Consider the following 12,828-nt stretch of genomic DNA (forward strand, 5'->3'; position numbering starts at 1 on the left):
TTTTTCTTAATTCTCATCATAACAAAAACTCTTTTTTGCGCTTGCGTGCACTATAAAATCTGCTAAAAATGGCAACGTCTACTTGCTGGGGAATAGTTTAATGGTAGAACAGCGGACTCTGACTCCGTCAATCTTGGTTCGAATCCAGGTTCCCCAGCCAATCTTCAATCAATACGCTATTATTTACTGACCCATCAATATTCGTGTTTTTTAAAGCAACTTTTGGTTTCTGACTCGAGTAAATTTCTACACGACTTGCAACTCCTCCCCTTATCTATTGTTATTGTAGAATATTCACTAACAAAACCCTTTGCGCTATTACCTATTAGTGATTATAGTGAAAATTTGAACGTTTTTGGCTCTACTCTTTTTCTATTCTTTTACTGTATGGTCACTCTCCAATTTCTCTGGGAGTTTTGCCCCCTTCACTGCCAACCACTTCCCATCCATTTCCTGAAATGAAAGCAATGCTATATCATTTTTAATGCAAAAACGCTCTCATGTGTCAAACCGTGAGTTTTGCATTAGCCGCACATGTCATTACGCATTTTCTCAAAAAAACGCAAAAAACAAAAAATTGACCAACTTCTTATTGATGATAATGTATCAAGAACCACAATAATCCACTCCAGCAGCTCTTTAAAATGCCTTCCATCTTGATTTTATGAAATTTCTCAGAGAAATAAATGCGCAGTTATCTCAAAATACTGCACTTCACAATGAGTGAAGCAAATGCCCTCCCCTATTTCAATGGTGCCTTATAGATTTACTTGGCACACATCTCCCCCATTACTACCTGTAACATGTGTATCATTATTTTATAAATTGAAATACAAAATATCCTTTATGTGCGTAAAGTTGCGTCCTTCTCATAAAAGGATATAACAAGAGGTAAAAAATGACAAAATCCGCAACTTCACGCTTTACATAAAAGATACATAATGTACAAATTCATGTTCGAATTTGTGTCTATATGAGATTTAATAATTTGTCAAATGAGAATGCTATCAAATAAGATAAAATGATAAAAAATAATTTAAAAAATATGTGAAATTTAATTGCTGTTTTTTACGTAGTGCCAATATTGCCCACATATTCTACCATTTATCGACGATAACTCCCCAAAATCAGTGTCTTTAGCATTAACTTCTCAGTGTATTGCATTGCTGTTTCTAAAAACTCTCTGAAGTATATATTTGAAGTATCAAATTCTACAAAATGCCTTGTTTTGATCTTTACAAAAAACACACTATAGATTAAAAGCCGTTTCGGTTACTTGCGCCATCAACGAGATGGAATGAGCATGGAGAACATATCAACATTAAGGGTATATCTTATGTATAAGAAAAGTTTTTTATTATGTACAGTTGCTGGAACTTTGATTTTCTCTCATTTTAGTTTGGCTTATGCAAATACTCCCCTTGTTGAGCACGCGCAAGTTAATGTTAATGCGAAAGGAGAAACGCATCAAACTCTCAATAATGTTAGTATTCGCGATGGTTTTTTTGCAGTAATTGTAGATGGTCAACAATCAGTACTCACAATTGAAAAAGGGAAGGTCTTTTCAGGATTTGCTGCATTTAGCGCATCAAACGGCGCGCTCATTGATGCTAAAAAAATGGATATAACAGCATTGCAAGTGGGTTTACAAATCGGAAGCTCTACAATTAACCTTGAAGATTCTGTCGTAACAGTTAAAGGCGATCATAAAGGCTATGGTATCTCTCTTGTAAAAGGAACAGGAGATAAGAAAAGTGAGGCAACACTTACCAATACAAAAATTTCTATTGTGGATGGTATCGGTATTTTAGGAGAAGCAGCAGGTGGTAGTGTCCATCTGAAAAATTCAGAAATTGATGCTGATATGTTATTGAAAAATGTAAGCTCATCCTTTTTGCCTATTTCCTCAACTCTTGTATTAACTGCCGACCATTCAGTTTTAAAAGGAAAAGCAAAAACATCATCAGATAAGAAAACAATTTTGACTTTGAACAATGACAGTCACTGGTTTTTAAAAATTAGTGAAGGCGAGGTAGATAATGATCTCAACATGTTCAGCTATGCGCTGCGCAGCATTGATGAAAGAGCCCACTCCAACATTTCAGTACTTAATCTCAACGATAGTACTATCATGTTTAACGAACCGACAGAAGGTCAATATCAAACCCTGTATATAGGGAAGCAAGAGCAAAAAGCTGATGCGCTTATACTTCCAGCATTACAAATACCAGGGTTAGCAGATGAGCATCAAGAACCTGATACGCAAAATGTTTATAATGCAACTGGCAATGCAAATGTTTATTTCAATCTTAAATGGAGCGATGGTGCAGCAAAAGAAGAGCAAAAAGCTGATCGGCTTCTCATTCACGGTAATGTATCAGGCAATACAACAATTCATTTGAAAAGTTTTTTAAATGGTGAAGATAAACAAGCAGAAGGCGTTATTCCTGTAAATACGCGTGGTCTTTCGCTCATTCAAGTGTCTGGGGAAGCAAATGAAACCAGCTTCAAGTTGGTAAATGGTTACGCCACAATGAAGGGTTCACCTTATAAATATACGCTCAATGCCTTTGGACCAACATCAAGCCATGGAAAAGCGGATATTGAGCAAAGTCTCTTGGGAGAAAATGAGGATTTTTGGGACTTCCGTTTACAAAGTGTCACTCTTGATCCTGATGCAAAAATTAAGGCTTTTGTGCCACAAGTAGCAAGCTATTTAGTGATGCCTAATGCTATATTTTCTGCGGGATTTACTGATGTAAGTAATCAAAACGCGTTATTAGATGATATGCAAACAACCGCATCTGAAGCAAGAAATAATAAAAAGAGAGGAGTTTTATTTTCCTCCTATGGCAATAAAGTCACATTATCATCCAACCGCACGCCATTACAATATGGCTACGGTGCTGATGTTTGCTATGCGGCATTACAAGCAGGTATTGTATTGGCTGCAATGGAAGGTCAAAATATCTTTACAAATTTTGGTCTTTTGGGAACATACAGCAAACTTGCTTTTACCCCAAAAGATATGGAAGGTTCTGGGAAAAGTACGCTTGATAAATGGTCGCTCACTGCATACAGCAAAATCCAATATGATAATGACGTGTATATAAATGCGCTCCTTTCTTATGGCACCTTGCAAGGAAATATCACCACAGATCTTATAGGAAATACCGCAAAGGTAGAAAATACAAAAATGTTCGGTGCATCTGCCACCATTGGTAAAAAATTGGCAACCGGAACTGAAGGATTGGTCTTTGAGCCACAAGCGCAACTTATTTATCAGCGTTTAATGTTTAATATTATTGATGATATTGATAACTTTGAAGTGGATATGGGTACCCCTCATCAATGGGTAGTACGTTTTGGTGGACGTTTAACACAAACGATGATTTCTGATGAAAAGAACCGTACTGTTTCTTTCTATGGAAAATTGAACGTGCTCAAAGCTTTTAGTGATAAAAACACAATCAAGGTTGCTGATACTCTCCGCTTAGATTCTATGGGCTCTTCAATTGAAGGTGGGCTTGGTATTCGTGCACAATTTACTCATAATATCGCACTTCATGGTGATGTCAGCTATCGTCATAAGCTTCAAAAAGCTGGTGCATCTGGGATCAATTTTTCTGGCGGAATACGTTACCGTTTCTAAAAAAATCTTAATCAATATCTTTAAAATGAAAACAAAGCAGTCCATATGGGCTGCTTTGCTTTTTTTGAAATGTACAATATCTTAAAAGCTTTAAAATACGCTTTTCTCCCAGAGGATATGAAAGGCTCTAAAAAAAGTACGCTTGATAAATGGTTGCTCACTGCATAGAGCAAAATCCAATATGATAATGGATGTATATATAAATACGCTCTTTGCTTATAGCACCTTGGCAGAAAATATCTCAGCAAATCTCATCGAAAATACCGCAAAGGTGGAGAATACGAAAATATTCGGCGTATCTGCCACCATTGGTAAAAAATTGCTAACAAATACTGAAGAGTTGATCTTTGAACCACAAGCACAACTTATTTATCAGCACTTAATATTTGATGTTATTGACGACATTGATAACTTTGAAGTGAATATGGGTATCTCTCATCAATGGTTAGATACATAATGGGTCTTATACATAATGACAGGCGTTTAGCACAAACGATGATTTCTGATGAAAAGAACGTACTGTTTCCTTTTATGAAAAATTGAAGGTAGCCAAAGATTTCAATGATAAAAACACAATCAAGATTGGTGATACTTTTCGCTTACTCGATTGAGTGTAAACTTGGTATTTATGCAAATTCACTCAGAATACCGCACTTCATGGTGATGTTAACGATCATCATAAACTTCAAAAAGCGAGCATATCTAGATCAAATTTTCTGGTGAAAATACCTATCGTTTCTAAAAAAAAATCTTGACCAATCTCTTTAAAACAAAAGCAAGGCAGCTATATGAAGCACTAAAATGTAATTTGCTTTGCTCTTTACAAAAATACATAATGTATTAAATCTTTTTTAGATCTTTTATTAAAGAGAGGGGGATAAGTGTTTAGGAATATATTTTATGAAAAAAAGCTTCTTATTATCCACCGTTTCTGGAGTTCTTTGTTTCTCCTATTCCAGCCTGTCTTATGCCCTTAATGAAACGACGACATCACCATCATCTATAACTGCAACTTTAGCATCGGATGAAAAAGAGGAAAAGCCTGCATCGCGTGTATCTGTGACTAAACCTCCAAGCAATATACAACCTGTGTCAGAAAGTACAACGACTGGATCTTCTAGAGAGCATGCAATTGAAATTACAGGTTCTCATCCTCCATTTTATATATTTGTTGAATCTGAAACTTCCTCAACTCCAGAAACAGGAGAGACATCTCCTCTAGATACGGAATCTGCACCTACGGACTCTTCACCTGCATCTACGGATTCTTCAAGAGCTAAGCCTAGAAAACGTCCAGATCTCGCAGATTCCATACCTAAAAAAAATATGTCTGAAAAACCTGTAAAGCCTGAAGGAGCTGACCAAAAAGAGGATAAACCCATTAAGCAAGATGATCCAAATCAAACGAATCCTCCACAAGCTGAGAGTGCACAATCTGCGATTGAATCTGTAAATGGTGAAACTGTAACTCATCATAATGTTAAAGTTTACAACCGTTTTTTTGCTGTACATGCACAGGGAGAAAATTCAGCAATAAAGATAATAAATGGAACTGTAAGCTCAGGTTTTGTTGCACTAAGTGCAATAGATGGTGGAAATATTGATGGTGCAGGTATTACTGTATCATCTCCAGTAACTGGTTTGCTAAACGCACAAGGTACTATCAATCTTAAAGATTCGACTATAACTGTTACAGGAAGTCACCACGCTCGTGGTATGGTTTTCCGAGACCGTTTTTATAATTTCAGAAACCAAAATGCACAAAATGCTGAAGGTGCCCCTCCAAAAGAAACTGTGACCAATAAAGTGGGACTAATCAATACGAAACTTGTTGTTGAAAATGGTATTGGTATTTATGCAACACTGGCAGATGGTGCAGTTGACCTTAAGGATTCACAAATCTATGCCGATGTTTTATCAATAAATGAGCAATCTGAAGGAAAGCCTGCGCACATCCTTACATTAACGGCAGATAATTCTCATTTAGAAGGGCGGACAAGAACATTTGGAGGCAATCAAACGATTTTTACTCTAAAAAATGGTACAAAGTGGTTCTTAAAACCTAATAAAAATAAAGAGAATGATGATGATAATCTGTCTGATTATGCACAATTTAGTGTTGATGAAAGATCGTTTTCTAATTTATCAAGGCTTAGTCTTCAAGAGAGCTCCGTTATATTTACAAAGCCAACAGATGGTCGTTATCAAGCCTTGTATATAGGATCTTCCCCACAGCAAGAAGGTGAAGCTCCTAGTGCTATGGCAGTCTATGATGCAACGGGGCGTGCAGAAATTTATCTCAATTCTCAATGGAGCAATCATGCTCCAATAAGCGAACAACTAACTGATCGCGTCATCATTGAGGGTGATGTATTAGGTAAGACCATAGTTCACGTCAATCTTCTTGGTCAGGATAAGAAAGGCGCCAACAGCGATTCTGTTTGGGGAGAGCAAATGGCTTCTATCCCTCCTGAGGCACAGGGTATTTCACTCATTCAAGTTTCTGGAGAAGCCAATCAAGATTCTTTTCAGTTAGCAGACCGTTATATGACAATCAATGGTTTGCCTTATAAGTACGTGCTCACAGCTTATGCACCAGGAACATCCCACGCGGATCATAATTTATTTGGCAAGCATAATCGTAATTTCTGGGATTTCCGATTACAAAATGACTACATTGATGATGATAAAAAAGTTAGGGCACTTCTTCCACAGGTAGCCAACTATTTAGTGATGCCAAATGCTTTATTTTCTGCTGGGCTAGCTGATATTAATAATCAAACCACATTGCTAGACAATATGCGCACAACCGTATTTGGGGCAGAAGATAAAGAAAAAGATGATAATAATAAAGGAATTTTTCTGTCCCCTTATAACGAGAAAGTCACCTTATTTTCAAATCGTAGCCCATTGCAATATGGCTATGGTGCTGATGTGAACTATACTGCTTTGCAAGGTGGGATTATATTGGCTGCGCTAGAAGGTAAAAATATTACCACAGATTTTGGCCTTTTGGGTACATATGGAAAACTTTCTTTCACTCCTAAGGATATGAAAGATTCTGAACAAACGAAGCTTGATAAATGGTTGATCACCGCATACAGCGGCATTCAACATAAAAAAGGTGTGTATATAAATACGCTTCTTTCCTATGGGTCTTTAAAAGGAGATATTACTACAGCCCTTATTGGAAAGGCTGCAAAACTGGATGGGACTGAAATATTAAGTATATCTTCTACCATAGGTCAAAAGTTAGCCACTGGTGTTGAAGGATTGATATTCGAACCAGAAGCACAGTTTGTTTATCAAAATCTCATGTTCGATACCATATCAGATGCTGATGGCTTTGAAGTGGATATGGGCAATCCTCATCAATGGTTGATACGTGTTGGTGGACGTTTAACACGAACTATGACCAGCGTTGCAGAGGATAATGCTGTTTCCGTTTACGGAAAGTTGAATATTATTAAAGCTTTCGGTGATGGTAAAACAATACGTATTGGTGACACCTTTCACCTTGATCCTACTGGCTCTTCAATTGAAGGCGGCATTGGTGTTAATGCGTATTTCTCTCCAAATATCGCGCTTCATGGTGGTATTAGTTATCGGCAAAAGCTCCAAAAAGCAGGAGTATCAGGAACCAATTTTTCTGGTGGAGTGCGTTATCGTTTTTAAAAGATGGCTACATTGTTATTTTACCGAAAAGCAGCACAATGTGCTGCTTTTTGATTTTCTAAATCTCTTCATTGAGAAAAAAGCGTATCATGAATAAAGATACTCTCAACGAAAATAACAAATCTCTCAAATTTATATGAGTACTGTTATTTTAAAATGAATTTTATGATTTTGTTTACAAGAGGATCAAAAAGAACTTTGATACAAAATACTAAAATTCCATGATATATTTGGGCACGGCGAATAGCCCCCTTACAAAAATGAATCCCCCCCCCAAAAAAATCTCTATCCAACTTGTAAAGAAAGTATGAAACCGAAAGAGTGCATAATTTATTCAAAACTCTATTCAAATCAAAACAATAGTTTTGCATCACAGACTTTGATAAATATGAGAAAAATCCTGTTTATGACTCGATATCCGACCACATTATACATTGTCATACACTGATTATATCGGATTTTATTCCCATTTTCTGCACATTTGCAAACTGAATCTTTAATGCGCAAATATCAAAGATATTCCTCCATAAAACACAATCCCATTTATAAAACATAATGGCATTATGTATAAAATATCGCACAAAAGTTCCCAACAAAGCAAAAAAACCTTCCCTCAGGTGAAACTTTTTCCATAAAGAAGAAGGAATATAAATAGGCTCCAACTCTACTTAGAAAAAAGTCTACCTTTCTTGTACGGCGTATTTTCTGCCATGTTGGGATAAAGTAAAAAAAATTGCATCTCTTATTAAATCTTATGACGCCAGAGATTAAAACACTTCAAAGGCATTCAATAAATCCATACTTCATCACAATTATTTTCATCACTTAGAGTTTCCTACATTAACCAAAGCTGGATTATAAGCTGTATCTGATTCTTTTACACGTCCAGCAACTTGCATAGCTTGCGAGAGATCGTTAACTGCATCCAAATGCGTTTGAAGCAATTCACTATTGCGATGCAATTTTTCCTGCAAATCTGATAACAAGCTTTCTATCTCATTCTCAATATCTTGATTCATATAGCGTTTCATATCGCTCATAGATTTATTCAAATCGCGTAAGCCACGTGTTTTACATAAATTTATTTCTTCATAATCTGGAATACCACGACTCTCTAGCATATTGCTTTCATATTCAATTACTTGTACCAACCCCTTAACAGCGGCTACAAATTTTGTCATTGCCCAATCACGACCAATAAAGTCATTATCAGGAACCTTTGCTTTTGATGAAATCATTTTATTTCCCCTTCAACACAGTATTATTCAATCTTAGTTTCAAATAAGAATAACGAAGCAATTTCTCTTTGATGCGAATACACTAGATTGAGTTCATTGTGTGGATAACCACACAAACTGTAACGTTATGACCCTTAAAAGCTCGAATTTTCTTTGCTTCTAACTCATGATATGAAAACATTTTTTCTTGTTTGGTCAAACAAAACATTGGCGTGACACCAATTCCATAAAACACTGCAAATCCTTAAACCAATAGGTGATGAACAATCATAAATCCCCATTTTTTTTTGCTTTTTTTCAACAAACGCGACAACGCATTTGCTACGAACATACTCTCAACAGAGATTTGCAGCATATAAGGATTTAAAATTTGTAAGGATTTCAGCATCTTGCCCTCCATAGCCTTTAGCTTCATATGACTCTGGTACTGCACGCCATCTCGCACTCCACACGATCAACACACACAAATTGCGCAAATTGACCCTTTTATACGCGCGATACCCTCCCGTTACGGTACAGTATTTTGCACAAAACACAATTTGTCAACAGAAGAACACTCTCTAAATCGATCAGCCACACAATAACATCAAAAATTATTTAATAGCGGTTTAGTATTTATAAATTTTTTTCAGCTCTTAAACATTTTTTACAACCAGTGGTTTTGAACATATACTTAAAACAATTTATAGTATATATTTTTAAACTTTCAAGAGTCCCTAAAAGAAGCAAAAAATCCCATAATTTTTTAAGATAATAAACTGCCAAAACTTTATTGCATTGACATTTTTTTCATTTTGTTTGCAAAATAACCTTCGAATAATATTATCAAACGACTTTTTCCATTAACGCAAGCTCATCATATCCTCAGTGAAACAAATGCAATCATCCTTGCCTCTACCACCCCACCACAGCTGAGAAATTGATCTTGCCTTTCAACATTTGAGATTGGGCTATACTGCGTAATTTTTTAAACAACTGCACGAAACATTGCTTTACAAAAACAGCCGCAGCTGAATTCTTATATTCTGTAAAATTAATCATAAAACTTATATGAAAAGCATTTTTTACACATCAAAGAAGAATACAACAATTCTTCACGCAATAATCAAAGAGCAATTTCAGGCTTGCCGAATGCATTACATCAGCATATATTACAGTCTGTAACATTATGTGACCCATAAAATTTCTACCACAAAAAATGAAAAGAGGTTCTTATGGCTGATATAATAAAAACTGCCATGCTTTACTCAGTGCTGATTGTCTCTGTCAATGCTGCCATTGTCTTGGTTCTTATAGCAGAAATGTGCTAGATTGTTTATTGACCGTTGCGTGATCTGCACAAATCTGAAAAGGGATATTGTGCACCAATTTTTGATGTCGCTGCGTACTTCCTGTACTCACATTTAATTTTTGTGTGCTTTTAATAATAAAGCGCATATTTTTATTTGCTTTGAATATTATCGATTTTTTCGGGAGAGTTTCATTTTTTGTGCTCTTTGTGCAAAAAATAAATCCGTCAGAGATTTCTTTGCCTCGAAATTTTACAGAAAATTTCATTCATTTTGTCTAAAGAAAAAGACACAAACCTTCTTGCTATGAGACTTGCACATCAAGTTTATTGGTACAATATATCCTGTTAAAACCCCTGCCCCCAATCTGTAGCAACAAATATTGGATATGATAAATTTTTATTTCTTCTTCCTGTTATATTTTACGTTTTTTCCTCGCCTTTACCACAACTTCCCCGAAAGCAATTCATCAGCGAGCCAGATATGGCACAACCAAATATAATGATAAGCTTTTTTCCTCTTTTTTTATTGGCATTTCCCCCAAAAAGAGTCTGTATTTTATAATTTTCATCATAATAAAAATTAACTACACATCAGGCGATGTCAGGACTATTTTATTATATTGTGCTATTATCGCAGCAATCAGCGCTTATAAACTATTGAACCACTTTAACCTAAACGATAAAAATCGTTTCTTTCCTTTTCGTTTGTGAAATCTTTTGTTTTTCTTTTGTGCAGTTTTCAAAGCTTATTTCATATTTACCAACGGAAAATTCCGCTTTTAACAGATTATATTCTGCCTCATTTTTTAGAAACTAAACTTTCTTTAATATGCCTCTCGTAAAAGCAACACAGTCTTCTTTAAAAAAGTAAAACTAAATTGACCCAATATTCGTGAATAACAATATTTTTCTATAATTTTATATTGGTCTGTTCCTTAAGAAGACAAATAAATCAATAAAACTTATTATCGTATATCATTTTTTACATTTTTACACTTTTCCGTACTTTTGTAAAAGTAGCTCACGCACTTCATCTGCTATTTTTGTTCCACGACTTGCGCAACTCGTTTTAATCAAACGATGTAAACTTTCTGGCACATCAATCGTAAGACGCTTCATGCGTTCATCCATGTTTTTTTGACGGCTTTCTACCCACGCATCAGCCGTTACAGGAATTGATTTATTGGTTGGCTTTGTACCAATTTTAATTTTTTTATTCATCATACTAATTCCTTTATTTCAGCTGCAACAGCTTCAATTTCTGCAGCAGCAGGTCCCTGCTGATCAATTTCATAGACTGCCTTTCCTTGCGCTGCAGCTTCCGCAAAAATCACGCGCTGTGCAATACTTGCAGAAAGGACATGCACTGGATACACTGCAAGAGCTTCACTGACATCACGTCCTATTGCTGTATTTACTATTTTACGATTAATAACAAAAACAGATTTCAAATTTTCTTTATAGACGCGCGCTTCATCAACAAGCTTTACGATTCCATCTGCTGCCCAGATATCATAGGGACTAGGCTGCACTGGAATAAGCACTAAATCTGAAGCCATCAATGCACTGCGCGCAAGGTCGGTTACGCGTGGAGGACCATCGATAAAAATATGATCGTAACCATGACCAATTTGTGCAATCTCTTTGTGAACTGTCGCGCGCGGCAAACCAACAACAGGAAACAAGGGAGCATCTTCACGCGCAGCAGCCCAATCCAATGCACTGCCTTGCGGATCTGCATCAATGAGCAATACACGGACTCCCCTACGCGCAAAACTGGCAGCAAGATTCACCCCCAATGTTGTTTTTCCTACACCACCTTTTTGATTTAACAGCCCAATTATCATGATTTCTGCCTTTCAGCTTTACCGCTTTTACGATTATACAGAAAATAAAAAACTATACAAGCATTTTACAAGATAAAAGCAATCACTCTTCTCTTCTTCACAATAAAAGCTGCAACATGGACTGTATCACCTCTTCGCGCACTTAAAACGTGCCCTCCTTTTAGCAAAAACTGATCCCTTCCACCAAAAAGAGAAAACAGCTATTCCATTTTCTCATAAACACAACTGTCATCACGAGGTTTGTATACATTTAAACTGCACAATTCCACAGCCTTTGAAAAGCACCTTCTGCAATGAAAAGCCTGTTAAACAAGCTACAATTCCAAATTTTAAAAAATTTCTTTAAAATCGAGAAACTCCCCTTGTTTCCACATCTTTTGCCAACAAAATCAGTCCTTTTGTAAAAGCTTCTCCACAAAGCACCATCATCACTCCTGACAATCATTGCCCCGCTCAAATTGCTCCACTCATCTCAAATGATGCCACCATAACAAAAATGAGAAACATTCTTGTAGATGAGAACAATGAATATTGCCGTAGCAAATTGCACTTTTTTCTCACCATATCCTCTTCTCAGCAGATGAAATATTTCTGTTAAAATGTTATCCAGAAAATTTCGCCTTTATAATATCCCCTTGATATATAAATTAAGAGAACATAAGAGGAGAAATTATACTTTATATTGGGGATAAACAAAGATGAATTTGCAACAAATTGAACCTAACATTTTTATCAGTGCTCAAATCAGCGTTGAACATGTCAAAGCATTAGCAAAAGCAGGTTTTAAAACAATTATTTGCAACCGCCCCGATCAAGAAGATCCCCATCAACCTGATTTTTCCAGCATTAAAGCGACAGCAAACAAATATGGTATAGAAGCCCATTACATTCCTATTACGCCTTCTGCTATAGAAAAATCGGATGTTGAAACCATGCAAAAAATTTTAAAAACAGCACCCATCCCCCTCCTTGCCTATTGCCATTACGGAACACGTTCGATACATCTTTATCGTTTAGCGTGTCTTTAACCACCTCTCCTCACAGATCAAAACTGACAAAAGCACAAACGGAAAGCTTTTGAGTATATTTTTCATCATTGAGTGTGTCTTTCATCCTTTATTTTAA

The 12,828-nt window shown here is 36.1% G+C and carries 8 protein-coding genes and 1 tRNA gene; 5 read left to right on the top strand and 4 right to left on the bottom strand.

Annotated elements, in window-relative coordinates:
- Window positions 1–86: 86 nt before the first annotated feature.
- From ACMFKV_RS02215 to ACMFKV_RS02230, 4 genes are all read left to right on the top strand, one after another.
- Window positions 87–160 (top strand) — tRNA-Gln (locus ACMFKV_RS02215).
- Window positions 161–1,336: 1,176 nt separating this feature from the next.
- Window positions 1,337–3,652, top strand: a complete 2,316-nt coding sequence (locus ACMFKV_RS02220) for an autotransporter outer membrane beta-barrel domain-containing protein (protein ID WP_413154404.1) — start codon at window positions 1,337–1,339, stop codon at window positions 3,650–3,652.
- 181 nt (window positions 3,653–3,833) lie between these two features.
- Window positions 3,834–4,109 carry an autotransporter outer membrane beta-barrel domain-containing protein gene (locus ACMFKV_RS02225; RefSeq protein ID WP_413154405.1) on the top strand — a complete coding sequence of 92 codons (276 nt, stop codon included), beginning with the start codon at window positions 3,834–3,836 and terminating at the stop codon, window positions 4,107–4,109.
- Between the two features lie 443 nt (window positions 4,110–4,552).
- Entirely contained in the window at window positions 4,553–7,327 is a 2,775-nt protein-coding gene (locus ACMFKV_RS02230) for an autotransporter outer membrane beta-barrel domain-containing protein (RefSeq protein WP_413154406.1), read from the top strand.
- Window positions 7,328–8,148: 821 nt separating this feature from the next.
- Here ACMFKV_RS02230 and ACMFKV_RS02235 read toward each other — a convergent pair.
- The 4 genes from ACMFKV_RS02235 to parA all read right to left on the bottom strand — a co-directional run bounded on the left by ACMFKV_RS02235 (window position 8,149) and on the right by parA (window position 11,703).
- Window positions 8,149–8,565, bottom strand: a complete 417-nt coding sequence (locus ACMFKV_RS02235; protein WP_413154407.1) for a flagellar protein FlgN — start codon at window positions 8,563–8,565, stop codon at window positions 8,149–8,151.
- A 244-nt stretch (window positions 8,566–8,809) separates the two neighbouring features.
- Window positions 8,810–8,953 carry a hypothetical protein gene (locus ACMFKV_RS02240; protein WP_336288117.1) on the bottom strand — a complete coding sequence of 48 codons (144 nt, stop codon included), beginning with the start codon at window positions 8,951–8,953 and terminating at the stop codon, window positions 8,810–8,812.
- Between the two features lie 1,893 nt (window positions 8,954–10,846).
- A complete protein-coding gene (locus tag ACMFKV_RS02245) occupies window positions 10,847–11,077 on the bottom strand; it encodes a hypothetical protein (RefSeq protein WP_332060733.1) in 231 nt (76 codons plus the stop codon).
- Window positions 11,077–11,703, bottom strand: a complete 627-nt coding sequence (gene parA / locus ACMFKV_RS02250) for a ParA family partition ATPase (protein WP_336288118.1) — start codon at window positions 11,701–11,703, stop codon at window positions 11,077–11,079. The genes ACMFKV_RS02245 and parA overlap by 1 nt, the downstream gene beginning before the upstream one ends.
- Before the next feature lie 698 nt (window positions 11,704–12,401).
- Here parA and ACMFKV_RS02255 point away from each other — a divergent pair.
- On the top strand, window positions 12,402–12,731 hold the full coding sequence (locus ACMFKV_RS02255; RefSeq protein ID WP_336288119.1) for a protein tyrosine phosphatase family protein: 330 nt from the start codon (window positions 12,402–12,404) through the stop codon (window positions 12,729–12,731).
- Window positions 12,732–12,828: the final 97 nt, after the last annotated feature.

Origin of the sequence: Bartonella propinqua (assembly GCF_047263965.1) — a bacterium.
GTDB lineage: Bacteria > Pseudomonadota > Alphaproteobacteria > Rhizobiales > Rhizobiaceae > Bartonella.